22 protein-coding genes and 1 tRNA gene are annotated in these 24,659 nt (G+C 65.7%); 12 read left to right on the forward strand and 11 right to left on the reverse strand.

All coding sequences use genetic code 11. From position 1 onward, the window contains the following. The first annotated feature begins 99 nt into the window (after positions 1–99). Positions 100–876 (forward strand): gamma-glutamyl-gamma-aminobutyrate hydrolase family protein, encoded by a 777-nt coding sequence (locus FIU89_RS06165; RefSeq protein WP_152491790.1) that lies wholly within the window; start codon positions 100–102, stop codon positions 874–876. Positions 877–915: 39 nt separating this feature from the next. Here FIU89_RS06165 and FIU89_RS06170 read toward each other — a convergent pair whose 3' ends face one another. The 4 genes from FIU89_RS06170 to FIU89_RS06185 all read right to left on the reverse strand — a co-directional run bounded on the left by FIU89_RS06170 (position 916) and on the right by FIU89_RS06185 (position 7,896). After that, entirely contained in the window at positions 916–3,543 is a 2,628-nt protein-coding gene (locus FIU89_RS06170) for a Hint domain-containing protein (RefSeq protein WP_152491791.1), read from the reverse strand. A 218-nt stretch (positions 3,544–3,761) separates the two neighbouring features. Continuing rightward, positions 3,762–6,590, reverse strand: a complete 2,829-nt coding sequence (locus FIU89_RS22780) for a Hint domain-containing protein (protein WP_172978041.1) — start codon at positions 6,588–6,590, stop codon at positions 3,762–3,764. Between the two features lie 191 nt (positions 6,591–6,781). Continuing rightward, entirely contained in the window at positions 6,782–7,135 is a 354-nt protein-coding gene (locus tag FIU89_RS06180; RefSeq protein ID WP_152494418.1) for an MmcQ/YjbR family DNA-binding protein, read from the reverse strand. A 5-nt stretch (positions 7,136–7,140) separates the two neighbouring features. Then, positions 7,141–7,896 carry an SDR family NAD(P)-dependent oxidoreductase gene (locus FIU89_RS06185; protein ID WP_152491793.1) on the reverse strand — a complete coding sequence of 252 codons (756 nt, stop codon included), beginning with the start codon at positions 7,894–7,896 and terminating at the stop codon, positions 7,141–7,143. A 134-nt stretch (positions 7,897–8,030) separates the two neighbouring features. Between FIU89_RS06185 and FIU89_RS06190 the strand changes: the two genes are divergently transcribed. The 7 genes from FIU89_RS06190 to FIU89_RS06220 all read left to right on the forward strand — a co-directional run bounded on the left by FIU89_RS06190 (position 8,031) and on the right by FIU89_RS06220 (position 16,724). After that, a complete protein-coding gene (locus FIU89_RS06190) occupies positions 8,031–8,480 on the forward strand; it encodes an isoprenylcysteine carboxylmethyltransferase family protein (RefSeq protein ID WP_254701862.1) in 450 nt (149 codons plus the stop codon). A gap of 132 nt (positions 8,481–8,612) precedes the next feature. Then, positions 8,613–10,187: a Re/Si-specific NAD(P)(+) transhydrogenase subunit alpha gene (locus FIU89_RS06195; protein ID WP_152491795.1), complete on the forward strand. Its 1,575-nt coding sequence runs from the start codon at positions 8,613–8,615 to the stop codon at positions 10,185–10,187. 14 nt (positions 10,188–10,201) lie between these two features. After that, the gene (locus tag FIU89_RS06200) at positions 10,202–11,686 is read left to right on the forward strand and encodes an NAD(P)(+) transhydrogenase (Re/Si-specific) subunit beta (RefSeq protein ID WP_152491796.1); all 1,485 of its coding nucleotides are present in this window, start codon (positions 10,202–10,204) and stop codon (positions 11,684–11,686) included. Between the two features lie 572 nt (positions 11,687–12,258). Further along, complete coding sequence (locus tag FIU89_RS06205) at positions 12,259–13,539, forward strand: DUF3422 family protein (RefSeq protein ID WP_152491797.1); 1,281 nt, start codon at positions 12,259–12,261, stop codon at positions 13,537–13,539. A 207-nt stretch (positions 13,540–13,746) separates the two neighbouring features. Further along, positions 13,747–15,000, forward strand: coding sequence for an MFS transporter (locus FIU89_RS06210; RefSeq protein ID WP_152491798.1), 1,254 nt, complete (start codon positions 13,747–13,749; stop codon positions 14,998–15,000). Positions 15,001–15,127: 127 nt separating this feature from the next. Next, positions 15,128–15,535 (forward strand): hypothetical protein, encoded by a 408-nt coding sequence (locus FIU89_RS06215; RefSeq protein WP_254701804.1) that lies wholly within the window; start codon positions 15,128–15,130, stop codon positions 15,533–15,535. Next, positions 15,528–16,724, forward strand: coding sequence for an HlyD family secretion protein (locus FIU89_RS06220; protein ID WP_152491799.1), 1,197 nt, complete (start codon positions 15,528–15,530; stop codon positions 16,722–16,724). Before FIU89_RS06215 ends, FIU89_RS06220 begins: the two co-directional genes overlap by 8 nt. 144 nt (positions 16,725–16,868) lie before the next feature. On the opposite strand, the gene nusB is transcribed toward FIU89_RS06220, so the two are convergent. The 3 genes from nusB to ribB are packed head-to-tail and all read right to left on the reverse strand — an operon-like array spanning position 16,869 to position 19,037. Beyond that, positions 16,869–17,342: a transcription antitermination factor NusB gene (gene nusB / locus FIU89_RS06225; protein ID WP_152491800.1), complete on the reverse strand. Its 474-nt coding sequence runs from the start codon at positions 17,340–17,342 to the stop codon at positions 16,869–16,871. Then, on the reverse strand, positions 17,339–17,881 hold the full coding sequence (locus FIU89_RS06230) for a 6,7-dimethyl-8-ribityllumazine synthase (RefSeq protein WP_152491801.1): 543 nt from the start codon (positions 17,879–17,881) through the stop codon (positions 17,339–17,341). Before FIU89_RS06230 ends, nusB begins: the two co-directional genes overlap by 4 nt. Before the next feature lie 4 nt (positions 17,882–17,885). Beyond that, positions 17,886–19,037, reverse strand: coding sequence for a 3,4-dihydroxy-2-butanone-4-phosphate synthase (ribB, locus tag FIU89_RS06235; RefSeq protein ID WP_152491802.1), 1,152 nt, complete (start codon positions 19,035–19,037; stop codon positions 17,886–17,888). A gap of 219 nt (positions 19,038–19,256) precedes the next feature. Between ribB and FIU89_RS06240 the strand changes: the two genes are divergently transcribed. Then, on the forward strand, positions 19,257–19,592 hold the full coding sequence (locus FIU89_RS06240) for a hypothetical protein (RefSeq protein WP_152491803.1): 336 nt from the start codon (positions 19,257–19,259) through the stop codon (positions 19,590–19,592). 396 nt (positions 19,593–19,988) lie between these two features. Here the strand turns inward: FIU89_RS06240 and FIU89_RS06245 are convergent, their stop codons facing one another. Together FIU89_RS06245 and FIU89_RS06250 are read right to left on the reverse strand one after the other, a co-directional pair. Further along, positions 19,989–20,771 carry a hypothetical protein gene (locus FIU89_RS06245; protein ID WP_152491804.1) on the reverse strand — a complete coding sequence of 261 codons (783 nt, stop codon included), beginning with the start codon at positions 20,769–20,771 and terminating at the stop codon, positions 19,989–19,991. Beyond that, complete coding sequence (locus FIU89_RS06250; protein WP_152491805.1) at positions 20,768–22,063, reverse strand: hypothetical protein; 1,296 nt, start codon at positions 22,061–22,063, stop codon at positions 20,768–20,770. Before FIU89_RS06250 ends, FIU89_RS06245 begins: the two co-directional genes overlap by 4 nt. 157 nt (positions 22,064–22,220) lie before the next feature. On the opposite strand from FIU89_RS06250, the gene FIU89_RS06255 reads away from it, so the two are divergent. After that, positions 22,221–22,670 carry an MmcB family DNA repair protein gene (locus FIU89_RS06255; protein ID WP_254701805.1) on the forward strand — a complete coding sequence of 150 codons (450 nt, stop codon included), beginning with the start codon at positions 22,221–22,223 and terminating at the stop codon, positions 22,668–22,670. Positions 22,671–22,753: 83 nt separating this feature from the next. Here the strand turns inward: FIU89_RS06255 and FIU89_RS06260 are convergent, their stop codons facing one another. Beyond that, the gene (locus FIU89_RS06260) at positions 22,754–22,939 is read right to left on the reverse strand and encodes a DUF6324 family protein (protein ID WP_057792785.1); all 186 of its coding nucleotides are present in this window, start codon (positions 22,937–22,939) and stop codon (positions 22,754–22,756) included. A gap of 127 nt (positions 22,940–23,066) precedes the next feature. Between FIU89_RS06260 and FIU89_RS06265 the strand changes: the two genes are divergently transcribed. Continuing rightward, a tRNA-His gene (locus tag FIU89_RS06265) sits at positions 23,067–23,143 on the forward strand. Positions 23,144–23,177: 34 nt separating this feature from the next. On the opposite strand, the gene FIU89_RS06270 is transcribed toward FIU89_RS06265, so the two are convergent. Next, a complete protein-coding gene (locus FIU89_RS06270; protein ID WP_152491807.1) occupies positions 23,178–23,486 on the reverse strand; it encodes a DUF6476 family protein in 309 nt (102 codons plus the stop codon). On the opposite strand from FIU89_RS06270, the gene FIU89_RS06275 reads away from it, so the two are divergent. After that, positions 23,485–24,528, forward strand: coding sequence for an RluA family pseudouridine synthase (locus tag FIU89_RS06275; RefSeq protein WP_152491808.1), 1,044 nt, complete (start codon positions 23,485–23,487; stop codon positions 24,526–24,528). The two genes, FIU89_RS06270 and FIU89_RS06275, sit on opposite strands and share 2 nt — an antisense overlap. Positions 24,529–24,659 lie beyond the last annotated feature (131 nt).

The raw sequence follows: 24,659 nt of genomic DNA on the forward strand, positions 1-24,659 counted from the left end.
GGCGGCAAATTTGCAGTCCCGCTTGTGCGCCTGTTGAGGTTTTCTTATTCGTTGGTGATATTATCCTAAAGTCGCAACCGCAGCAGACGAAGGACACACATGACGCGCCCCGTGATCGGCATTATCGGCAACAGCTACGCCATCGACGACCGCTATCCCGTGCACGCGGTGGGGCGGATGAACTCGGAAGCGGTGTCGGAGGTGTCGGACTGCATTCCGATGCTGGTGGCGAGCGATCCGGCGCTGGTGAGCGTCGAGGAATTGATGGCGATCTGCGACGGGTTCGTGCTGACCGGCGGGCGGCCCAATATCCATCCCGAGGAATATGGCGAGGCGCCCACCGAGGCGCATGGCGCCTTTGACCGCGAGCGCGATGCGCTGACCCTGCCGCTGGTGCGGGCCTGCGTGGCGAAAGGGCAGCCGATCCTGGGGATCTGCCGTGGCTTCCAAGAGGTGAACGTGGCGCTGGGCGGCACGCTGCATCCCGAGATCCGCGACTTGCCGGGGCGCGACAACCACCGGATGCCGCCCGACGGCACGCTGGAGGAGAAATTCGCGCTGCGCCACGAGGTCACGTTTTCCGAGGGCGGCGTTTTCCATCGGCTGATGGGATCGGACAAGGTGATGACCAACACGCTGCACGGGCAGGGGATCGTCAAGCCGGGCAAGGGTATCGTGGTTGACGGCCACGCGCATGACGGCACGCCCGAGGCCGTCTATATCGACGGCGCGCCGGGCTTTGCGCTGGCGGTGCAATGGCACCCGGAATGGAACGCCGAGAACGATCCGGTCAGCCGCTGCCTGTTCGAGGCGCTGGGCGATGCCGCCCGCAAATGGCAGGCGGGCGCGCGTGGCCCCGCGCTGCGCCTGGCGTGAACGGGACGGCGTGAAGACGCACCGGGCGGCACCCCCGGGCTAGTAGAACGCGCCTCCGGTGTCTTCGATCAGAAGGGCGGCCTCGTGTTTCCTGAGGCAGGTGCGGGCGGTTTCCAGGTGGTGGCCCGGCGCGGTGCGCAGTTCGGGGAAAAGCGCGAACAGCTCTTCGCGGGCGGGCTCTGCGATGGCGTCCAGGCCGACATCGCCGGCGTGAAAGCTCTCGGTGGCGTAGCCTTCGGCGTAGATCACCTCGTGATGGTCGAACATCAGGTGAATATAGGTGACCTGGTCGCAGGGCTGGCGCAGGACCTCGCGGCCATCGACCAGATGTGTCGCGGGCACCAGAACCTCGCTTTCCCCGAACAGAAGCTCGGCACGGTAGCCGGTATAGAGGATGCGGTGCTGGGGCGAGACCAGCAGGCCCTTGCGCGTGGGGTCGAGCGCGGCCGCGCCGACGCGGATCGGGGCGAAACGGCCTTGGCCCTCGACGGTGCGCCTGCCGATCCAGCGGATCGGGCGCAGGCCCTGGTCGCGGGTGACGACGAGGTCGCCGGGTTGCAGGGTTTCGATGGGACGGTCGCCGTGGCTGGTGAGGATCATCGTGCCGGGGGTGAAACAGATTATGTTCTCGATCTCGGAGAAGGTGACGGGCGTGCCGTCGGCCATGGTGAAGCTGCCCGAGAGGCCGCCCGCCGCGTCGTCGGTATTGGAGAACGTGATTGAGTCGCGGCTGACGTCCGGGGTGAGGATCAGCGTGTCGCCATTGGTTTCGTCGCCCTCGCCGCCGGTGAGGTCGATGGCGGCGTTGCCGGTGCCGGTGGTGTCGAGATCGGTCAGGCGGAACGTGTCGTCGCCGTCGCCGCCTTGCACGGTGTCGCCCTGGTCGACGAGGATTTCGTCGTCGCCCGTGCCCGCGTCGATCTGATCGGCCCCGGTGCCGCCGTCGATCGTGTCGTTGCCCGCGCCCGAAACGAGCGTGTCGTCGCCTGCACCCGCCTGAACCGAATCGTCGTTGGTGCCGGTGGCGTTGTCGGCGGCGTCGATGGCGTCGCCTTGTGGGTCGCCGGTGTATCCGGCGTCGATCAGGTCGGCACCGCCCGTGCCGGTGACGATGTCGTCGGGCGCGGGCATGCCCATGGCCGCCAGCGCGTCCTCGTCCGAAAGGTCGGCGGGGGCGATGCCGACAAGGGTGAGGCTGTCGCCGCTGGGAAGGCTGAGCAGCGCGTTGCCGAATCCGTCGTCGCCCACGGTGATGTCGCGGGTGTTGAGCCGGTTGCCCGCGGCGTCGGTCGCGCCGGAAAGGTCGAGCTGATCGCGGCCGGCGAAGGTGCCGTCGCCGTTGTCGGTGGGCCCTTCGAAGCCGGTGACGGTGTCGGCGCCGTCGCCATCGGAGAAAACCAGCGTGTCGGTGGCGCCGTCCTCCGCGCCCAGGTCGATGCGGTCGTTGCCGGTGCCGCCGGCGACGGTATCTTCGCCCGCGCCTGTCAGCAGCGTGTCGTCGCCGTCGCCGCCGAGGACGGAATCGGCGCCGCCCGGTGCGGCGGTGGCGGCGTGGAGTTCCACCGCGTCGACCGAGACACCGTTGGCATCATTGGCGCCCGCGCCGCGGAATTCCAGCGTGCCGGTGCCGTCGCCCGCGCCGCCGGTGAGGGTGTAGGTGTAGGTCTGCCAGCCGCCGTCGGGCGGGTCGATGGTGTCGACCAGCTGGCCGTTCCAGTAGACCTGGAGCGTGTTGTCCTGCGCCGTGCCGTCATCGGCGCTGGACAGATCGCCCGCGTCGAAGCTGAGCTGGTAAATCCTGTCCGGCTGAAGGCCCGCGACGGTTTGCGAGATCGCGAGGTGCTGGCCTGCGTCGCCTTCCATGTCGAGCCAGTTGGCGCCGTCGGTGGCCGAAAGCCCGCCGCGGCCGTCATTGTGAAAATCGACAAGGCTGCCGCCGGAGTCGGTCCATCCCGGCACGCTGCCGGTTGTGCTCTGGAAGCCATAGACCGTGGTCGTCATGCCGGTGGTGTCTTCGAAAGACCCGTTGACGATCAGGTTGGGGCCGGTGGGCGTGACGTCATCCGCCGAGATGCGGTCGTCGCCGGTGCCGCCGAGGATGGTGTCGGCCCCGTCGCCGCCGAAGATGTGATCCGCCCCGCCGTCGCCGCCCAGATAGTCGTCTCCGGTGCCGCCGTGCATTGTATCGTCGCCGGCGGTGCCATAGGCGGTGTCGTTGCCGCCGTCGGCGAAGACGAGGCTGCCGGTCGCGGAGGAGTCGAGGCCCGGCGCGTCGTCGATGAAATCGTCGCCGTCGCCCGCGCGGACGGTATCGGCGCCGTCGCCATAGTGGATCGTGTCGTTGCCGCTGCCGGTGGTGATGGTTTCCGCCGCAGTGTCACCGATGACACGGTGATCGCCGTCCCCGACATCAAGCGTTTCGAAATAGTCGAGCAGGGTGCCGCCGCCGAGGGTGGCGTCGGAGGTGCCGCCATAGCCCGCTTCGCCCACGGTAAAGGTCGTGGTGCCATCGCTGAGGATGATCCGGCCCGATGCCTTGTCGATGTCGATGTCGAAATGCGACGGCAGGCCGGAGACGTCGAGCGCGTGGCCGCCCGCGGCTTCGGAGATGGCGGCCCAGAAGGCAGGGTCGTTCCAGTTGGCGATGGTGACGACATAGGTGGTCATGGCACTCCAACACCCCGCATGTGGTGGGACGCCATGACCGATAGCGGCAGGTGGGGGCTGTGAGGGGCCCGGTTTCTCATTCTGTCTGCTCGATCTGCCTGGGTAACCGCCAGCCCTTTGGGGCCGGTCATTTGAAGCTCAGGCTAGGGTCCGCCGGTGACGGGATTCAGCAGTAAATGAGGCCAAAAAATGGAATTTGCCTGCAATGCGAGGTAGTTTCACGCGGCCATTGCAAGGCGCTGCCTGCCTTCCACCAGAAGACGTGCCTCGTGGGGTTTGAGGCAAAGGCGGGCGGTGTCGCCATAGGCCGTGAGATCGCCGCGCAGGTGCGGGAAGACGCGGAACATATCCTCGCGCGAGGCGTCCGAGAGCGCGCCCACGCCCACGTCGGCGGCGTGAAAGCTCTCGGTCGCCGCGCCTTCGGCATACACGATTTCGTGCCGGTCGAGCATCATGTGGAAATAGGTGACCAGCCGGCGTTCGGCGATGCGCACGTCGTGCTCGAGACCGACAAGGTGTTTGGCGGCCACGAGAACCTCGCTTTCGCCAAAGAGAAGCTGGGCGCGGTAGCCCGAGAACATCAGCCGGTGCTGCGGCGAGACCAGGAGCGGGCGGCGCGCGCCGTCCATGACCGTCGAATTGACGGCGATGGGGGCGAACTTGCCGCGGCCTTCGACCGTGCGATGGCCCATCCAGCGAATCGGCTGGGGGCCGCTGTCGCGGGTGATGACCAGATCGCCCGGGCGCAGCGTTTCGATGACGCGTTCGCCCTGCGGCGTCAGGATGCGGGTGCCGGGGGTGAAGCAGATGATGTTCTCGATTTCCGAGAAGCTTACCGTGGTGCCGTCGGGCAGGGTGAAATTGCCCGAGAGCCCGCCCGTATCGTCATCGGTGTTGGTGAAGGTGATGTCGTTGCGGCTGACGTCGGGCGTCAGGCGCAGCGTGTCGCCGTTGGTCTCGCCGCCTTCGCCGCCGACGATGGTGATGGTGCCTGAGCCGGCCTCGCCCAGGTCGCCCAGCACGAAGAGGTCGTCGCCGTCGCCGCCAAAGGCGCGGTCGCCCTCGGCTAGGTACATCTCGTCGTCGCCGAGGCCGCCGTGGAGCGTGTCGGCCCCGGTGCCGCCGATCAGCGTGTCGTTTCCCGCCCCGCCGAAGATGGCGTCGTTGCCGGCACCGCCGCTGAGGCTGTCATCGCCACCGGACGCGACTGGCGGTCCTATGACGTGGCTGCTGTCCGCAAGGTCCGAGGTGACGCCACCGGGTGTCGTGACCTGCCCCGAGATGACTTCGGCTCCGGCGTTTTCCCAGTGCCGGACCTCGATGGTGTATATGCGGCCGGCTTCCAGCTCGACTGTTCCCGACCGGGTCGTCGCGCCCTGGTGGAAGTCGTTGTTCATGTAGTCGGCCGTGCCGCCGCCCTGGTTGGTGAAGGTGAGGGGGTCACCGTTTTTATCGAGTAGCCGGATGGTCGAGCCGTCGTCCGAGGTTGTCGAGAACGTGTAGGTGCCGCCCTGGGACGCCAGGAACTGCGAGGTGTAGATCACGCCGAAGTCATCGGGGTCGCCGGTCGTGCCTCGGGCCTCGTTCACGAGGGTATTCGAATCGAAGCCATCCGACTGGCCCGAGCCGACAAGCGTTCCCGACTCGATGTCGAAGGCCTGGCCGTTGGTGGCCCCGAAGTCGTAGTTGTAGACTTGGTAGTCCCATTGCCCCGTGGCGGGCGCGTCGTCGCCGTAGATGACGTCGTTGCCGTCGCCGCCAGTGACGGTGTCGGAGCCGCCTTCGGCGTAGATCGTGTCGTTGCCGGTGCCGCCGTCGATGCTGTCGTCGCCGGGGGCCCCGTCGCCGAGCTGGTAGTCGGCGTCGAGCCGGTTGGCGCCGATGGTGGCGCTGTCGTTGCTGAGCGTGCCGAGCGTGATCGACTGGATCGGCTGGCTGGTCAGGATCGCGTTGTCGGCGTTGTTCGTCAGCTCGGGCAGCATGAAGGTTTCGCCCGTGGTGGTCTGGATGACCACGGCGGTGAAGGGTTGTGAGGTGCCGTCGGTGAAGGTGACGGTGGCGTTGTAGACGAGGCCGGAATCGATCTGGTAGGTGACGCCGTCGATGACGATGGTCTCGGGCGTCTGGCCGTTGTCGTCGGATTGCAGCGTGCCGTCGCTGTTGCTGTCGAAGGTCTGGGCCGACAGAAGCTGCTGGTAGAGCGGGTCGTCGCTGCTGCCGTAGGTGCCGCTCAGGTTGCCGGCGTTCTCGCTGGCGGTGTTGGTCTCGGTCGGGTCGACATCCGCGTCGCTGCCCAGGCGGAACACGCTGAAGGTGCTGCCCACGATATTGGTGCCGCCCGAACTGCTGGATTCGCGCGGGTCGCTGTCGCCGTAGAGGATGTCGTTGCCCGAGCCGCCGAGGATCGTGTCGTCGCCCGAGCCGCCGTAGACGGTGTCGTTGGCGAGCCCCGCCACGACGCTGTCATTGCCCGCGCCGGCATGGATGAGGTCGGCATTGAGCCCCGCGCCGGTGCCGTCGCCGCCATCGGCCACGTCGCCCTGGGGATCGCCGCTATAGCTGCCGTCGATGGTGTCGTCGCCATCGGTGCCGTCGACGATCTGGTCGGTGTAATCCTGCGCGCTGAAGGCGATGTCGCCCGCTGCGGCGTTGGGGTTGGAGTCGTAGGCCTGCACCTGATAGCTGCGGCCGGCCACCAGCGGCACTTCGGACAGGGTGTAGTTGCCGCTGGCGGCACCGTCCTCGACCTCGAACTGGATGACCTGGAAGGTCTGGCCCGTGACGGTGTCGCGCAGGGTCCAGACAAGTTCGGCGTCGACGTCCGATGCGACCGAGGTGTTGCCGCCCACGGTGACATTCGCAGTGGCGGATTCGCCGCCCGCGCTGTCGTCGTCGAGGGTGAATTCCTGGATGCCCGTCTCGTTGTCGGTGATGACGGCGGTGCCCGTGGCGGTGCCGGGACCGCTCCAGGTGAAGGTGCTGCCCGTGCCGGTCGGGATGTTGCCGGCCGGGTTGTAATTGTAGAACTTGACCTCATAGGTGGCCATGGTCTTCCTGCCTTCCTTTATCCGTCCGCGGTCTTGTGCCGCGTGACCCAGGCGCATTCGTCTGCTGCTCTTGCGCCGGTTGTTTCCAACGCGGATACAGAGCCTCCGTGGCCGGAAGGCGGGAGATTTTTGGCGATTTTGAGATAAATTGGGTCTTTTTGCGGGCGTGACCGTCGGGCGGCAGACGAGCGTCAGAGACCCAGCTCGGCCCGCTTCTTTTTGGTCAGGCCGGCCACGACCATGTCGTAGGAGGCCCTAAGATGGTCCCTCAGGCTGTCGTCGGAGAGGCCCGGGTCGGCATGCACCTGGAGCCATTTCATGCCGCGGGAGGCGAGATAGGGGGCCGGGCGGATGCCGGGCTGGTCCCGGAGCACGTCAAAGGCGATGTCGGAGGCCTTGAACGTGTAGGCGACGCGCCCCTGGTTCCAGCCGGCGATGGCAAAGACCTTGCCGCCGACCTTCCAGACATCCGCGTTGCCCCATTGCACGACATGGCTGGTGGCGGGCAGCGCCGCGCAGAAGGTCATGAACGCGTCGCGGGGCAGCATTGTCAGACTTGGCCGCCGGCGATTTCGATGGTCTGGCCGTTGACGCTTTCGGATCCCGGACCGCAGAGCCACGCGACGGCGGCGGCGACCTCGTCGGGGGCGATCAGGCGCTTGTGGCGGTTGGCGTCGACCATCATGGAACGGGCGGTGTCGGCGTCGACCCCGGCGCGGGCGCTGATGGCATCGACATTGCGGGTGATGATGTCGGTGTCGACATAGCCCGGGCAGACCGCGTTGAAGGTGAAGGGGCTGCCCATGTAATCCTCGGAAAGGGCGCGGATGAGGCCGATCAGCCCGTGCTTGGAGGCAGAGTAGGCGGCGGCGCCCTTGAGGCCCCTGAGCCCCGCGATGGAGGAGATCGCCACCACGCGCCCCCAGTCGGTGGTTTTCATGGAGGCCATCGCGCTGCGGATGGTCCAGAACGCACCGTCGAGGTTGGTGGCCATGGTGCGGTGCCAGAAATCGGTATCGGTCTTCGACAGGCTGCGGCCCTCGGCGATGCCGGCATTGGGCACGCAGATCTGGATCGGGCCGCGTGCGGCGACGGAGGCGGCGATGCCTTCGACCACGCTGGCCTCGTCGCGCACGTCCATCGGTTGCGGGTGCAGGCCGTGGCCGCTGGCGGCCTTTTCCAGAACCTCGGGGCGGCGGCCGGTGATGGTGACGTCGGCGCCGTTGTCTTGCAGCGCGCGGGCGATGGCCAGACCGATGCCGGTGCCGCCGCCGGTGACCAGTGCGTGTTTTCCTGTCAGTGTCATGCGCATGACTGTGCCGCAGGCCGGACGGCTTGCCAAGGGCGCGATTTCTGCGGCAGAAATCGGGATGGAAAATGCGTATTTTCCATTCCAAAATTTGCACAAATTTTGGACCCGCCCAGAAGGAGACCGGCGTGCTGAAATGGATCGACATACCGCCCGTGTGGCTGGCCGGGGCGGCGGCGCTGGCGTGGGTGCAGGCGTCGCACTATCCGGCAGCGCTGAGCTTTGGCGGGGCCTGGGCGGATTTCGCGGGCGGGCTGCTGGTGGGAGCGGGGCTGGTGCTGATGGCGCTGGCGCTGATCGAGCTGAGGCGCCACCGGACCACGCCGATTCCGCATCTGGAGGCAGAGCGGCTGGTGACCTCGGGTATCTACAAGCGCAGCCGCAACCCGATCTACCTGGGCGACGCGCTGATCCTTGCGGGGCTGATCCTGCGCTGGGACGCGGTGCTGAGCCTGCCGCTGGTACCGATTTTCCTCTGGGTGATCGAGCGGCGCTTCATCCTGCCCGAGGAGGACCGACTGCGACGAAAGTTTCGAATGAATTTCGCGCAATACTGTCATAAGACCCGACGTTGGGTTTGACACCCTGCGACAATCGCTACATTCCAAGGTGATAAATTTTGTGTGATAAGGCGTACCCGACCTTTAGGGTGCGGAAAGCGACAGGCCGAGGGGCCGCCACAAGTGACCGTCAGAAAACGGGGGGAGTGAAAGTTGAAGATCGGAACACCAAAAGAGGTGATGGAAGGCGAAGCGCGGGTGGCGATGACGCCGGACTCGGCGCTGCAACTTCAGAAGCTGGGCCATGATTGTGCCATCGAGGCCGGAGCGGGCGAGGCCGCCGGTTTTTCGGATGCCGATTACAAGGAGGCCGGTGTCGAGATCATCAAGTCGGCCGCGGCGCTGTGGAAGGCCAGCGACATCGTCGTCAAGGTGCGCGTGCCCACCGACACCGAGGTCAAGCGCCTGACCAAGGGCCAGACCCTTATTTCCTTCTTCAACCCCGGTGGCAACGAAGAGCAGATGAAGATCGCCGCCGAGAAGGGCGCGACCGTCATCGCGATGGAATCGGTGCCGCGGATCAGCCGCGCGCAGAAGATGGACGCGTTGTCGTCCATGGCCAATATCGCCGGCTATCGCGCGGTGATCGAGGCGGGCAGCAATTTCGGCCGTTTCTTCACCGGGCAGGTCACTGCTGCGGGCAAGGTGCCGCCGGCCAAGGTGCTGGTGGTCGGTGCCGGTGTGGCGGGGCTTGCCGCGATCGGCACCTCGACCAGCCTGGGCGCGATCACATACGCCTTCGACGTGCGGCCCGAAGTGGCCGAGCAGATCGAATCGATGGGGGCCGAGTTCGTGTTCCTCGATTTCGAGGAGGAGCAGAAGGACGGGTCGTCGACCGGCGGCTATGCCGCGCCCTCGAGCCCCGAGTTCCAGGAAAAGCAGCTTGAGAAATTCCGCGAGCTGGCGCCGGACATCGACATCGTCATCACCACGGCCCTGATCCCGAACCGGCCCGCGCCGGTGCTGTGGACCAAGGACATGGTCGAGATGATGAAGCCGGGGTCGGTGATCGTGGACCTGGCCGCCGAGCGCGGCGGCAACTGCGAGTTGACCGAGAAGGACAAGAAGATCGTCACCGACAACAAGGTGACCATCGTGGGCTATACCGACTTTCCCAGCCGGATGGCGACGCAATCCTCGACGCTTTATGCCACCAACATCCGTCACATGATGACCGACCTGACGCCCGAAAAGGACGGCAAGGTCGATCACAACATGGAAGACGACGTGATCCGGGGCGCGACGGTCACCCACAAGGGCGAGGTCACCTATCCGCCGCCACCGCCCAAGGTGTCGGCCATCGCCGCGGCCCCGAAGAAGGAAAAGCCCAAGGAACTGACGCCGGAAGAGAAGAAGGCGCAGGAAGTGGCGGCCTTCAAGAAGCAGACGATGAACCAGGTGGGCCTGCTGGGCGTTGGCGCGTTCCTGGTGCTGCTGGTCGGCACCGTGGCGCCGGCGAGCTTCATGCAGCATTTCATCGTCTTCGTGTTGTCGGTCTTCATCGGGTTCCAGGTGATCTGGGGCGTGGCGCACAGCCTGCACACGCCGCTGATGGCGGTGACGAACGCGATCTCCTCGATCATCATCCTGGGGGCGCTGACACAGATCGGCTCGACCTCCTACCTCATCACGCTGCTGGCCGGTCTCGGCATCTTCATGGCGGCGATCAACATTTTCGGCGGCTTCCTGGTGACACGGCGCATGCTCGCCATGTTCCAGAAATCGTAAGGGGGTAAGGGACGATGGATTTCGGATTTACCATTGCGGCCTATGCGGTCGCGGCAGTTCTCTTCATCCTCAGCCTGGGTGGTCTGTCGGGGCAGGAAAGCGCGAAACGCGCGGTGTGGTACGGCATTGCCGGCATGGCGATTGCGGTTCTGGCGACGCTGATCGGCCCCGGTGCGGGCCTCTGGCTGGTGTCACTGATCATGATCGCGGGCGGCGCGGTGGTGGGCTATCAGCTGGCCACCAAGGTGCAGATGACGCAGATGCCCGAGCTGGTGGCGATCATGCACTCGCTCGTCGGTCTGGCCGCGGTCTTCGTGGGCTTCAACGCGGATATCGAGCTGGGGCGCGTGGCGGCGCAGTTCGCCGATGCGGGCCTGCCCTTCCCGCGGCCCGAGGAAGTGACGGCGGAAGGCGTGGCCTTTGCCAAGCAGTTCACCGGATTCGCCGCGATCGTCGCCAAGAAGACGGCGGTGGAAGTGTCGATCCTCAAGGTCGAGCTGGTGCTGGGCATCTGGATCGGTGCGGTGACCTTCACCGGGTCGGTGATTGCCTATGGCAAGCTGGCGGGCAAGGTCGACTCGGCCGCCACGAAGCTGCCGGGCGGGCATATCCTGAACGCGGCGGCGGCAGCCTTGTCGCTGGTGCTGGCGATCATGTACCTGAGCGGGTCGGGCAGCTGGACGCTGGTCGTTCTGACGCTGCTGGCGCTTTTCATCGGCTATCACCTGATCATGGGGATCGGCGGTGCGGACATGCCCGTGGTGGTCTCGATGCTGAACAGCTATTCCGGCTGGGCGGCGGCGGCCATCGGCTTCAGCCTCGGCAATGACCTCTTGATCGTTGTGGGTGCGCTTGTGGGCTCGTCGGGTGCGATCCTGAGCTACATCATGTGCAAGGCCATGAACCGGTCCTTTGTCAGCGTGATTCTGGGCGGCTTTGGCGGGTCCAGCGGTCCGGCGGCGGAAGTCGAGGGCGAGCAGGTGCCGATCGACGCCGACGGCGTGGCCAATGCCCTGAACGAAGCCGACAGCGTTATCATCGTGCCGGGCTACGGAATGGCGGTGGCGCAGGCACAGCAGGCGGTCAGCGAGCTGACCAACAAGCTGCGGGCTCAAGGCAAGGAAGTGCGGTTCGCGATTCACCCCGTCGCGGGGCGTCTGCCGGGGCACATGAACGTGCTGCTGGCAGAGGCCAAGGTGCCGTATGACATCGTGCTGGAGATGGAGGAGATCAACGACGATTTCCCCGATACGGACGTGGTGATCGTGATCGGCTCGAACGACATCGTGAACCCCGCCGCGCAGGACGATCCCAACAGCCCCATCGCCGGGATGCCGGTGCTGGAGGTCTGGAAGGCCAAGAACGTGTTCGTGTCCAAGCGCGGGCAGGGCACGGGGTATTCCGGCATCGAGAACCCGCTGTTCTTCAAGGACAACACGCGGATGTTCTATGGCGATGCCAAGGACAGCGTGACGGCGCTGTTGTCGAAGATCGGGTAAGGCCCGGCCTTATGGAATTGGAAAGGGCCCGCCGGCTGGCGGGCCTTTTTCGTTGGGGCGCGGCGGAGGTCCCGGATCAGGTCCGGGACGTCTGGGCGGGTGCCGTTGCGGGTTGCAAAACGTATATACAATGAATATAGATTTAATATGCGCTCGTCGTAGGTACGGCAGGAGGCGCAGGACATATCTGAAAGGAAGACACGATGGCGAAGAAAGCCAAGATCAAATCGCTGAAACAGGAAGTGGCAGACCGCAAGAAGAAGGTCGCCAAGCAGGAGGCCAAGCTGAAGAAGGCCAAGAAGGCGCTGAAGAAAGCGGCCTGAGCAATAAGCGGGCAGGATTGGAAAGGGGCGTCGGGCGTGGGTTCGGCGCCCTTTTTCGTGTGGTGCGCGCGTGGGTTTTCACCCACCCTACCGAGCGGTGGATGGAGAACGTGCGTTCAGGGCCGAAACCGGCTAAATTTGCGCCAGTATACAGTTGCATTCCGCTAAGTTATTGAAAGTGCGCTTCAATCTATTTTCATCTCCGGGCCGTGTCGCTAGGGTGCCGGGACATGTCAGGACGCGAGAGCCATGCCGCCCATTGAAGATCATCCGCTGCGATACGAGCTGTCGAACGAGCTGCACGCGCGGCCCTTTCCCAACCTGAGCGCACCGGCGACCGGAGTCTTCCTGGCGATCAAGCGGGTCGAGGGGGCGGCGGCGCGGGACCGGGGCGATGACCTGGCGCATCTGACGGCGCTACTGGACCGCTATGGCGCGGTGCATCCCAAGCCGGGTGCCTCGCATTATTCCGGCGATATCGGCAAGCACCATCTGAAATGGGAGCGGCACACCGAGTTCGTCACCTATACCGCGTTCCGTGACGGGGTCAGCGACCGGCCCTTCGATCCGGCGGAGTTCGAGGTCTTTCCGGGCGACTGGCTGAGCGAGGCGCCGGGGCACCGGATGACCTCGGCCATGGTTCGGATCGAGACGCAGAAGGACGAGGACACGGTGCGCCGGAACATCCACGACTGGTTCGTGGCCGACAGCGTGGCCGTGGCACGGGTGCTGGACGACAGCGCCATCATCGCGGGCGATTTCCGCATCGACCCGGCGGGGCATCTGCGGTTCATGGTCAATGCGTCGGCCGATATCGGCACGCGGCGCATGGGGCGCGTGGTGCAGCGCCTGTTCGAGATCGAGACCTACAAGACCATGTCGATGCTGGGCTTTGCCAGGGTGGGCGAGATGCGGCCCGACATGGGCGCGCTGGAAGAGCGGCTGACGCATCTGATCAGCAACATGCCGGGCGGGTCGGTGGCCGCGGAGGACACGCTGGACGATCTGCTGGAGATCTCGGCCAAGCTGGAGGGGATGGTGGCGCGGTCGTCCTATCGCTTTGGCGCCACTTCGGCCTATGAGCAGATCGTGAAGCAGCGGATCACGGTGCTGCGCGAGGAGCGGTTCAACGGGCGGCAGACCTTTGGTGAATTCATGATGCGCCGCTATGATCCGGCGATGCGCACGGTGCTGTCGACCAAAGAACGGCTGGACGCGATGTCGGATCGGGCGATGCGGGCCGGTGAGTTGCTTCGGACTCGGGTGGATGTGGAGCGGAGCGCGCAGAACCAGGATTTGCTGGAGAGCATGAACAAGCGCGCGGATTTGCAGCTTCGCCTGCAACGCACGGTCGAGGGGCTGTCGGTGGTGGCGATCAGTTACTACGCGGTGTCGCTGGCGGGGTATCTTCTCTACCCGCTGACCGAGCCGACGGGGATGTCGAAGGAGATGCTGACGGCGATCGTGGCGCTGCCGGTGGTGGCGGCGGTGTGGTGGATGATCAAGCGGGTGCGCGACAAGTTGGATTAGGGGCGGCGTACCCGCCATAGGTGGGTTTTCACCCACCAAAGGTGGGTTTTCACCCACCCTACGTAGCGGCGCGGCGTGGGTTGTCGTCCAATTTAGGCGGTGTCGCGGGGGGACGCCAAAGCGGCGTCGGTGGGACGACGGCGGTGGGGGACGCTGGCAGGAGTGACGGCAGGGCATAGGGGCTGCCGAATCGAAAAGGGGCACGCGATGTTTCAGGCTTTTGCGGGGATCTGGGCGCTGCTGATCGGGATCGTGCTGATCATGCTGGGCAACGGGATGCATTTCACGCTGATCGGTCTGCGCGGGGATATCGAGGGGTTTTCCTCGGGCGAACTGGCGGTGGTGACATCGGGCTATTTCGTGGGCTTTCTGCTGGGCGCGCGCTATGCGCCGCGGCTGATCCGGCGGGTCGGGCACGTGCGGGTCTTCGCCGCCCTGGGCAGCTTCATGTCGGCGGGGCTCATTGCCTTTCCGCTGCTGGCCGAGCCCTGGGCCTGGACCTGCCTGCGGATCCTGATCGGGTTTGCCATGTCGGGCATTTACGTGACTGCGGAAAGCTGGCTGAACAACGCGGCGACGAACGAGACGCGGGGCAAGGTTCTGTCGGCCTACATGATCGCGCAGACGCTGGGCATCATCGGGGCGCAGGGGCTGTTGAACCTGGGCGAGACGGCGGGGGCGTCGCTGTTCATCGGGGCGTCGATCCTGGTGTCGGTGTCCTTTGCGCCGATCCTGCTGTCGGTGACGCCGGTACCGGCGGCGGAGGTGATCCGTGCGATGCCGTTGCGGGAGCTCTTCACCGGCTCGCCGCTGGGCACGGTGGGGATCTTCCTGCTGGGCAGTCTTTATGCGACTCAGTCCGGGATGGGCGCGGTTTACGGCGCGCAGATCGGCATGGGAAAGGGCGAGATCGCGCTGTTCATCGCGATGCTGTTCGGGGGCGCGTTGGTGCTGCAATACCCCATCGGCTGGCTGTCGGACCGGATCGACCGGCGCAAGGTGATCTTCGGTGCGGCGGCGCTGGGGGCTGCGTTCTGCCTGCTGGGCTGGGCCATGGGCGGGACGTTCTGGCCGCTGATGGCGGCGGCCTTCCTGACCGGGGGCGTGACGACGCCGCTGTATTCGCTGCTCTTGGCCTATACCAACGATTTCCTGCCGGTTGAGGACATGGCGGCGGCGTCGGGCGGGCTGGTGCTGACCTTCGGGATCGGGGCCATCCTGGGCCCGCTGGCGGCGGGCTGGGTGATGGACGTATCAGGGCCGGCGGCGTTCTGGCTGGTGCTGGCGGCGGCGTTCGCGGCGATTGCGGCCTATGCCGCCTACCGGATGACGAAACGGGCCGCGACGCCGGTGGACGAGACCGAGAGCTACCTGGGCGTGCTGCCGGCCTCGTCGGCCTTCGTGGTCGAGGCGGCGGGCACGTGGTCGGCGGAGCAGGGGGAAGACGACGCCGACGCCTGACGCGCGGGGCCGATGCCCTGCTTTTTGCTTTACAGGTTGCGCATACTCGCCTTAGGTCGAGGGATTGGTTCTCGTACCCGTCTTTTTTAGTACCTGCAAATTCGGAACTCGCACCGGGGACATTGAAATGGCTGCAAATTCAGAGTCGGCGCACGCGAACCCGTCGTGGTTCGTGGGGCCCGGGGAAACCGATTACCTGGCATGGTTCGTGGTGGTCCTGCTGTGCCTGGCAATCTACGGGATGGTCGTGCTTTATGCCGCGTTCGACAGGTGGGCCGAGCATCAGTCGCAAGGCACGCCGCTGGCGAAGACCATTCCGACGATGCTGACCATCGCGCTGCTGTACGAGATCTTTCCGCTGGACCATTTCAACATCCTGCTGCCGCTGAGCGCCATCCTGATCGCGCTGATGGCGGATTGGGCGCGGTTCAACCTGGGGCATGTCGAGGTGGGGCTCGAGGGCACGGCGAGACGGCGCGGGAAACGGCACATGCGGAGAGACCGGCGCAGCCCGGGGGGGACGGCGCATGATTGAGCTTCTTCTGACATCGTTTCCGGTGATCATCCGGTATTTCCAGCTGAAGTGGCGGGGCGAGGCGCTGAGCGTGTGGAACATGAAGACGGCGGTGGTGATGTGGGCCGTCATGGCCTTTGCGCTGTTCCTGGTGATCTTCTATTTCCATCCCAAGAGCTATTCCGGGCTGGTGCCATTCCGCACCGTGTCGGTCGTGGCCCAGACCAGCGGGCCGGTGACAGGGGTGAACGTGGTGAACGGGCAGCGGGTCGCGGCGGGCGACGTGCTGTTCCGGATCGAAGACGCGTCGCAGAAGGCCGCCGTGGCCGAGGCCGAGGCGCAGTTCGAACAGATCGCGGCGTCCGAGACCAAAGCGCAGGATGCGCTGCGGGTTGCGGAATCGCAGGTGCGCCAGGTCGAGGCGAACCTGGCCAAGCTTTCGGTGGACTTGCAGAATGCGCAGACCCTGGTGGAGCGCAACGTTGGGCGCGAGGACGACGTGCGCACGGCGCAGGCGGCGCTGGACGCAGCGCAGGCCGAGTTGGCGGCGGCGCAGGCGCAACTGGACGCGGCCACCTCGGACCTGGAAGAGGGTATCCCGGCGCAGCGGCGCGCGGCGGAGACCAGGCTGGAAAGCGCCAAGGTGGCACTGGAGCGCACCGTGGTGCGCAGCTTTGCCGCCGGTACGGTCACGCAGCTGGCGATGAGCGAGGGCAGCCCGGCCTCGACCCTGATCCTGAGCCCGGCGATGGTGATCATCCCGGAACGGAGCGCGGACACGCCGGTGCGGATCGTGGCCGGGTTCTCGCAGGTGGCGATGGCCAACCTGCACGAGGGGATGCCGGCCGAGATCGCCTGTGACGCCAATGCCAACCTGTCGTTCCGCAACGCGGTCCTGCCGGCGCGGGTGGTGGCGATTCAACCGGCCATCGCGACCGGGCAGGTGACGCCGGGAGCGAAGCTGCTAGATCCCAACAGCGTGCGGCAGCGCGGGTCGGTTCTGGTCTACATGGAACTGGTCCATCCCGAGCACGAGGAGATCGTCCTGGATGGGTCGGGTTGCATCGTTCAGACCTACCGCACCGACCTGCCGGGAATGGGCGGGCACCTGGTGGCCGCGACGGGCGTCGTGAAGGCGGCGGGGCTGCGGCTGAAGGTCTGGGGGTCGATCATCTCGGGCGTGGGGCTGGCCGGGGGCGGCGGGCACTGAAGCGCCTTCCGGTAAACCCGGATCACGGCTGACCCGCCAAAGACCGCGGCGCACACAAGCGTCGTACGTGTTTTGCCTTTGGTTGATGCCTTTGGTGAAAGGCGAACCGGTTTAGGGTCCGGCCAACCGGCCCCCCCCCGTCTCTCAGAACGCCTCGGGTTTCGCCTCGCGGGCCATGTGGTCGAGCACGGCGTTGACGAAGCTGCCTTCCTTGCCCTCGGGATAGAAGCTCTTGGCGACATCGACGAATTCGCTGATCACGACCTTGACCGGCGCTTCGCCTTCGAGGAATTCGGCCCCGGCGGCGCGGAAGACGGCCCGCAAGGTGGGGTCGATGCGGGCGATGGGCCACTTGGCCACCAGCGCGCGGTCGGTCATCTGGTCGATCTTCGATTGCCAGTTCACCGCCTGTTCGACCAGCTTGCGGAAGAGGTCGATATCGCCGTCGGCCATGTCGATACCCTCTTCGACTTCCTGGCCGAAGCGGAAATCGAGGAACTCGCGGATGATCGTCTCGTAGGACTGGCTGGAATGTTCCATCTGAAAGAGCGCCTGCACGGCGTAGAGCCGCGCGGCGGAGCGCATCTTGCGTTTCTGGTTGCCGGAGAGTTCGGTCATGCGGTGGGCGTATCCTTGGGCGTGCCTGCGAGCCTGTATTCTTCCGCGTCCGGCATGAAGCCGACGCCCTTGCGGGTGCCCCATTTGCGGGTGAGCGCAATGAGGTGCAGGGCGGCGGCGGCGGCGCCTGCGCCCTTGTTCATCTGCTCGGGGTCGGCGCGTTCCACGGCCTGATCGCGGTTTTCGACCGTAAGGATGCCGTTGCCGATGCAGAGGCCCTGAAGGCCCAGAAGGGTGATGCCGCGGCTGGAATCGTTGCAGACCGTCTCGTAATGGGTGGTGGCACCGCGGATGACGCAGCCAAGCGCCACGTAGCCGTCGAAGTTCGACAGGCGCTCGGCAATGCCGATGGAGGTGGGGATTTCCAGCGCGCCGGGGACTTCGATGAGGTCGTAGGTCGCGCCGGAGGCTTCGATCTCGGCGCGGGCGCCTTCGATCATCATGTCGGCGATGTCGCGGTAGAAGGGGGCCACGACGATCAGCAGTTTCACGGGCTTGTCGAACGTGGCGCGGGGCAGGGTGTATTCGGTTCCGGCCATGGCGTTATCCTTCGCTGAGAGGGTGCGTGCCGACGATGCTGATGCCATAGGCGTCAAGCCCGAGATAGCGGGTCTTGGGGCTGTCGGTGACGAGGATCAGTTCGTGCAGGCCCATCGTCGACATGATCTGAGCGCCGAGGCCCGTCTGCTTGATTGTCCGGGGCGTGTCGTCCTCTTCCATTTCCGAGGCGAGGCTGGGCCGGGGCTGGCGGAAGAGGAACACGGCACCGCGGCCTTCGCGGGCGATGATGTTCATGGCGCGGGGCAGTTTGCCGGTGGGGCCGTCGGATTTGGCATCAAGGCCGATGCCGAGCACATCCTCGAGCGCGTTGAGGGCGTGGGTGCGGGCCAGCACGGGCTTGCCGTCGGTGATGTCGCCCTTGGACAGCACCACGTGTTCGGTATCGGTGATCTGGTCGGCGAAGATGCGCATCTCCCACTCGCCGCCATGGGACGAGGTGACGGTCTCGCGCCGGACCTCGCGCACGAGGTTGTCGTGCTTGTGGCGATAGGCGATGAGGTCGGAGATGGTGCCGATCTTCATGCCGTGAGTCTTGGCGAAGTCCACCAGGTCGGGCAGGCGTGCCATGGTGCCGTCGTCCTTCATGATCTCGCAGATCACGCCGGAGGGGTTGAGACCGGCGAGGCGCGAGATGTCCACGGCGGCCTCGGTGTGGCCGGCACGCACCAGCACGCCCCCGTTGCGGGCGCGCAGGGGAAAGACGTGGCCCGGCGTGGCGATATGCGCCTGGGTGTTCTGTTCGTTGATCGCGGTCGAGATGGTCAGCGCACGGTCGGCGGCCGAGATGCCGGTGCTGACGCCCTCGCGGGCCTCGATGCTGACGGTGAAGGCGGTCTCATGGCGTGACGAGTTGTTCACGGCCATCATGGGCAAGCCAAGGCGGTCGATGCGCTCGGATGTCATGGGCAAGCAGATGAGACCCTTGCCGTGGGTGGCCATGAAGTTGATCACCTCTGGCGTGGCGAATTCGGCGGGGATCACCAGGTCGCCCTCGTTTTCTCGGTCTTCGTGGTCGACGAGGATGAATATGCGGCCGGCCCGCGCCTCGGCGATGATTTCCTCGGTGGGAGAGATCGCGGAGCGCAGTTCGGCCTCGACGGGACCGGGTTTTTCGAAAGCTTGGGTTTCGGACATCTGGCGCCTCTGGGGTTACAGGCCCGCCAGATAGCGCAGGGGTTTGCGGAAGGCCAGAGGGGATGTCGGGTTAAGGCCCCCGGCTGACGGGTTCGGAGGTGTCCGTCGGACGACATGTCGCGGCGGAACGGCACCGATCAGCCGGTGGCGCGGGTGCTTTTCCTTGAGGAGCGGGAACGTTGTGCTACACTTATGTGCAACGCGCAAAGGAGTCGTCCAATGCCCAAGCTCATCCGCATGTATATCATGAACGTCGCCATCGGCTTTGGCCTTGCGGCGGTCTTCGTGGGGATGCTCTTGTGGTTCGATATCGCCAACCTGTGGCACCTGGTCAGCCATTCCGACAAGGGCTGGCTGGCGGTCCTGCTGCTGTGGGTGTCGAACGGGATCGTCTTTGCGGGCGTGCAGTTCGGCATCACGGTGATGCGGATGAAGGACGATGACGACGATGACGGCCCCGGTGGCGGGCTGCGCCAGCACGTGATGCGGCGGGACCATGCGACCATCCCGGTGCGGGTGGATCAGGGCGAGCGTCCGTTCTGGAGCAAGCGGTAGGCTTTTTCGAATTGAATTTGTGAGACACGCTGTTCGGATTGCGTCGGGGTTGCGCAAGCGTCGCGCGCGTGGGTTTTCACCCACCCTACGGTCATCCACGTCATCCTCGGGCTTGACCCGAGGATCTCTGGCGTCGGGCCATCCGGGATAAGGGTATGATTCCAAGCCACGGCGCGGCGCACTGTGCGGAAGGTGTGACGGGCCCGCACGCAACCGTTTGGTTCTCTCATTCCCGAGGACCTGTATATACAGGTGGGCGCCGGGTAACCGGACCAGGGCCCGGACAGAGCCAGCTCCCTCGGAATTGCTTAAGGCCACCGGAATGCAACCGTTCACGAGAAGGGCAGCACCCGTCACCCCATTGAGGTAAGGCGTCGGAGGCGGTGCGGCAAGGGGCTATTCCGCGGCATCCGAAATAAATCCGTAGTCCCGCAACTGCTCGGGGAGCAGGACGTAGATCTCATCGGGCGGTGTGGCGAGCGCGTGGGTCATGACCATCGGATCGATGCCCATCTCGTCGAGATAGCTCATGACTTCGCCCTGGCCCGCCTGGATATCCTCGACCGCGAAGGAAGCGGGGAGGATCGTGCTTTCGCCGAAATAGTGCTGGTGGACGCCGACCTGGGCGGCTTCGTCGATCTCGCGCGTGGCGCCGCCGGCGAGCATGTAGGGGCAGGCGGAGAAGCAATATTCCCCCGAGAGCATTTGTGTCGTCAGTCCCGTGTCGCGGAAGTGCCGGCCGAGGGCCAGCGCCTCGGTCACGGTGCCGCCGGGGGATTGCAGGATGAGGGTCTCGGGGGCGGGTTCGCTTTCGTCGAGCCGCTTGATGATGCGGGCGGCGTCGCCCTCGGCAATGCCGCCCTCGAGCCGGTAGGTAGTGCCGTCTTCCTGCGTCAGCACCAGGCGCTCGGGCAGCTCGCCGGGGTCGCGGGCGGGGCGCGTGGCGGGGCGGTCGCGGTCGGGGCGGAAGAGGCGGCGCTGGTCGCCGGGGCGCACGGGTTCGGTCAGGCGGGGGGCGTCGGGGGCCATGCCCGGCAGGCGCAGGCCCGAGACGCTGACATCGCCCAGCACCAGCAGGGCGCCGATGCCGATCTGGAAGATCAGCGCGCCGGTGAGGATGCGTGCGACGGGGGGGCCGTGCTTGCTCTTGGTTTTTTCGTCCCGGTCGGCGTCGCTCATGGCGTGGTTCCGGTGATGCGCTTGACCTTGTGGCCATCCTCCCGCGTGTCCTCCTGCCCGGGTTTGCGCGGGGCGGGCGTGTCCTCGATCTCGTGGGCCACGGCGATGGCGGCGCGCAGTTCGGCGACGGTCATGGTGTCCTCGATATCGGTGCCGTCGCGCATCGAGCGGATCATGCCGTGGGTGATCGACAGGATCAGCACCAGGACGGCGGGCAGAAGGTCGATGGCGATTGCACCGGCCCAGGAAGGGACGAAGTTGCGGGCATAGAGGATGACCGCGTCGGCCGACGAGATGGGCGTGTAGGTGACCTCCGGTGCGGGTTCGAGTGCTGCGACCTCCTGTGCGGCGCGTTCCAGTGTGGCGGCGCGCTGGCCCAGGACCTCGAGCACCGAGGTGATGGTGGCGGCCTGGTCGCCGCGGCCCTCGGCGGTGCGGCTGTCAAGCTCGGGTAGCACGACAGAGGCCGAAAGATCCTGCGCGGCGCGTTCCACGAGGGGGGCGACGGTCAGCTGGCGCATCTGGGTGATAAGGCCCTGCAGGCGCACGGCGGCCTCGGAGAACTCGACCGAGCGGGCCTCGACCGGCCCCGGTTCGACCGTGAGGGAGCGCATCCGGCTGAGGATGGTGTTGCCTTCGGCGAAGGCGGTGTCGACGAGCGGGGTCTGTTCTGCGATCTGTTGTTCGAGGGCGGCAAGTTCGGCGGATTTCTGGCGCAAGACCCGGAAGACGGCGCCGCGGCCGGCAAGGCCCGAGAGGTTGCCGGTGGCTTCCTGTTCGCTGAGATCCTCGAAGGATTGGCGCACGCGGGCGACGTCGCGGCCCAGGGCCTGGCCGGTGAGGGCAATCTCGTGCGCGCGTTCGAGGCTTTGCTGGTAGTCCTGCACGGTTTCCGCGAGGTGTTGTTCGACCGCCGCCGAGCCGGCGAGGGCGGCGGCGTTGAGCCAGCTGGACATGGCGATGATGGCGACCGAGCCGAGGCCCATCGCGCCCAAGAGGCCGACGCGGGCGCGGGCGGAGGTGACGGCGGGAAAGAGGCGCAGAAGGTAGGACCAGAAGACGAAAATGCCAACCGAGACGGCGACGGAATAGGCCAGCGCCGCGAAGGTCGACATGGCGCCGGTGTCGTCCAGCAGGGACGAGACGCCGAGATAGGTGTAGATGCCCGACGCCACGGCAAGAACGCCCAAGGCCGTGCCCGAGAAGGTTTCCAGCCAGTCGATATGGCCTTCGAGATCGCGGGCATAGCGGGCGCCGCGTGTGCGGGAGGAGTCTGTTTTCGGATCGGGCATGGCGGACCTTTTTACAGCGAAAGAGGGGCGCGACCGTGCCTGACCCCGGGGACATCACTATGAAATGGTTAATTAATCACACAAGACAAGCCTGCGTGATCAGCAATTCCCGTGTAGGGGCTTGCCAATGTTCACGTATTGTTCGTAAATTGGCGTCATGCAGGACCAAGCCAGCGACATAATTGCGATGCAGCCCGGCCAGCTTTTGGCGCGGGGCGTGTGCCGGCATTTGCTGGGATATGATTTCGCCACTGTCGAGGAGTTTTCGCCCGAGCGGGGCAAGCGCGTGGACGTGATGGCGCTGGGGCCGAAGGGCGAGATCTGGGTTGTGGAGTGCAAGTCGAGCCGGGCCGATTTCACTTCGGACCTGAAATGGGACGGATATCTTGAGTGGTGCGATCGGTATTTCTGGGCGGTGGACGAAGCGTTCCCGACGGACCTGTTGCCGGACGGCACAGGGTTGATCATCGCGGATGCCTATGATGCGCAGATCATCCGGATGGCGCCGGAGCACAAGCTGGCGGGCGCGCGGCGCACGGCATTGACACGGCGGTTTGCGCGGCAGGCGGCGCTGCGGTTGCAGGGCGCGCGCGATCCGGGGCTGTAGTGGGGGCGTTTTCTGCGCAGAAAACGGGATAGAAAATGCGTATTTTCTATCCCAAAATTTGCGTAAATTTTGGGTGCGGCCGGCTAGCGTTTCGTCTCGGCGGCCTTGGCGGCGGCGAGGATCTCCTCGGCGATCTCGCGGGCCTCGTCGGGCTCGAAATCCATGGGAATCTCGGTAGAGCCCGCCATGATGAACAGGCGCACCATGCCCTGGTCGGTGGGACCGATCTGCAGATTCGCCTCGATGTCGCGTTCGTCGTTGATGCCCACGGCCGCCTCCTGGATAATTGGAATGGCCTACCGCCTTGGCCGCGTGAAGGCAAGCGGGTTGGAATGGGCGGGGAAGTGTCAAAGAGGCTTGCAATCGCGGACCGGGAAAGTTAAATCCGTGCCGCGTGCCGCCTTAGCTCAGTTGGTTAGAGCGCCTGATTGTGGATCAGGAGGTCCCCCGTTCGAGCCGGGGAGGTGGTACCATCCCCCTTTCTTGCAGATCGAACCCGTTGCGCGGCTAGTCGGCGGTGACGTCGATGGTCTGGCGCAACTCGCCCGTGGTTTCGTCGAAGATCAGGATCGTGTCGGCGTCGGTGACGATCGCGTACCAGCCATCGGCGCGGGTGAAGGCGGTGGGCGTGGTGCCGTCGGGCAGGGTGATCTCTTCGGGCAGTGCCGGGCCGGACGCGCCGGAGAACTTGGTGACAAAGAGCGCGACGATGACTAGAAATCCCAGAATCATCACGCCCGTCAGGACGGTCACGAGGGTGCGCAGGTAGCGCACCATCTTGGGGTCGACCGACGGCGGCTGAGGAGTGTCGTTCATGGGCGCAGCCCCCCTGGAATCCAGTGTCACCGTGCGGATCGGGGCCGATCCGCCGCCGCGCCTTGATAAGGCGCTTGCGCGCGATGTGCCAGAGGCAGCGTCGCTGTCGCGCACGCGGCTGGCGCGGCTGATCGCCGAGGGCGCGGTGCGCGTGGGTGGTGTGGTGGTCGACGATCCCAAGGCGAAAGTGGCCGAAGGCGACATCGTCGAGATCACCGTGCCGGTGGCCGCCGAGGTGGACGTGGTGGCGCAGGAGATCGCGCTGGACGTGGTGTTCGAGGATGACGACCTGATTGTGATCGACAAGCCCGCGGGCATGGTGGTGCATCCCGCGCCGGGCAGCCCGGATGGCACGCTGGTCAATGCGCTGTTGCACCATTTCGGCGGCAGCCTGTCCGGCGTGGGCGGCGAGAAACGGCCCGGCATCGTCCACCGGATCGACAAGGATACCAGCGGTCTGTTGGTGGTGGCGAAGTCGGACCGGGCGCATCACGGGCTGGCCGCGCAGTTCGAGTCGCATAGCGTCGAGCGCAAGTACCTGGCCGTAGTGCACGGGGTGCCGGATGCCGCAGATCCGCGGCTGCGCGGCGTGCGTGGGGCCAGTTTCGAGGCGGGCAATATTCTGAAGCTGACGACGCAGCTGGCGCGGCACAAGACCGACCGGCAGCGGCAGGCGGTGCTGTTCGAAGGCGGGCGGCACGCGGTGACACGGGCGCGCGTTGTAAAACCGTTCGGGGTGCCGCCGCAGGTGGCGCTGATCGAGTGCTGGCTGGAGACGGGGCGGACGCACCAGATCCGGGTGCACATGGCGCATGCGGGGCATGGCCTGATCGGCGACCCCGTTTATGGTGGGCGGCGCAAGCTGAATGCGAAGGCGTTGTCGCCGGGCGCGCTGGACGCCGCGCAAAGTTTCCCACGGCAGGCGTTGCATGCGGCGCTGCTGGGGTTCGAGCATCCGGGTACGGGGGAGATGCTGCGCTTTGAGGCGGCGCTGCCGGAGGACATGGCAAACCTGCTGCAGGAACTGGGCACCGCAGCCTGACGTTAATATGACAGCACAGCACGTGTGCGTGAGCAAACGTCACATCACTGGAAAAAAGGTCTGGTTTGATTCATAAATAATTAAACCATTCGGTTCACCTGTCTTGAATCCGGGCTGATGGCTGCCCATAT

It is taken from the genome of Roseovarius sp. THAF27 (assembly GCF_009363655.1).
In the GTDB taxonomy this organism is placed as follows: domain Bacteria; phylum Pseudomonadota; class Alphaproteobacteria; order Rhodobacterales; family Rhodobacteraceae; genus Roseovarius.

Excerpts from the sequence above, each read along its gene's own strand:
- FIU89_RS06165 (WP_152491790.1), top strand. The coding sequence starts at position 100 with ATGACGCGCCCCGTGATCGGCATTATCGGCAACAGCTACGCCATCGAC.
- FIU89_RS06275 (WP_152491808.1), top strand. The coding sequence starts at position 23,485 with ATGGGCGCAGCCCCCCTGGAATCCAGTGTCACCGTGCGGATCGGGGCC.
- FIU89_RS06270 (WP_152491807.1), bottom strand. The coding sequence starts at position 23,486 with ATGAACGACACTCCTCAGCCGCCGTCGGTCGACCCCAAGATGGTGCGC.
- FIU89_RS06215 (WP_254701804.1), top strand. The coding sequence starts at position 15,128 with ATGGCTGCAAATTCAGAGTCGGCGCACGCGAACCCGTCGTGGTTCGTG.
- FIU89_RS06210 (WP_152491798.1), top strand. The coding sequence starts at position 13,747 with ATGTTTCAGGCTTTTGCGGGGATCTGGGCGCTGCTGATCGGGATCGTG.
- FIU89_RS06250 (WP_152491805.1), bottom strand. The coding sequence starts at position 22,063 with ATGCCCGATCCGAAAACAGACTCCTCCCGCACACGCGGCGCCCGCTAT.
- FIU89_RS06230 (WP_152491801.1), bottom strand. The coding sequence starts at position 17,881 with ATGGCCGGAACCGAATACACCCTGCCCCGCGCCACGTTCGACAAGCCC.
- FIU89_RS06200 (WP_152491796.1), top strand. The coding sequence starts at position 10,202 with ATGGATTTCGGATTTACCATTGCGGCCTATGCGGTCGCGGCAGTTCTC.
- FIU89_RS22780 (WP_172978041.1), bottom strand. The coding sequence starts at position 6,590 with ATGGCCACCTATGAGGTCAAGTTCTACAATTACAACCCGGCCGGCAAC.
- FIU89_RS06255 (WP_254701805.1), top strand. The coding sequence starts at position 22,221 with ATGCAGGACCAAGCCAGCGACATAATTGCGATGCAGCCCGGCCAGCTT.
- FIU89_RS06205 (WP_152491797.1), top strand. The coding sequence starts at position 12,259 with ATGCCGCCCATTGAAGATCATCCGCTGCGATACGAGCTGTCGAACGAG.
- FIU89_RS06170 (WP_152491791.1), bottom strand. The coding sequence starts at position 3,543 with ATGACCACCTATGTCGTCACCATCGCCAACTGGAACGACCCTGCCTTC.
- ribB (WP_152491802.1), bottom strand. The coding sequence starts at position 19,037 with ATGTCCGAAACCCAAGCTTTCGAAAAACCCGGTCCCGTCGAGGCCGAA.
- FIU89_RS06220 (WP_152491799.1), top strand. The coding sequence starts at position 15,528 with ATGATTGAGCTTCTTCTGACATCGTTTCCGGTGATCATCCGGTATTTC.
- nusB (WP_152491800.1), bottom strand. The coding sequence starts at position 17,342 with ATGACCGAACTCTCCGGCAACCAGAAACGCAAGATGCGCTCCGCCGCG.
- FIU89_RS06185 (WP_152491793.1), bottom strand. The coding sequence starts at position 7,896 with ATGACACTGACAGGAAAACACGCACTGGTCACCGGCGGCGGCACCGGC.
- FIU89_RS06240 (WP_152491803.1), top strand. The coding sequence starts at position 19,257 with ATGCCCAAGCTCATCCGCATGTATATCATGAACGTCGCCATCGGCTTT.
- FIU89_RS06245 (WP_152491804.1), bottom strand. The coding sequence starts at position 20,771 with ATGAGCGACGCCGACCGGGACGAAAAAACCAAGAGCAAGCACGGCCCC.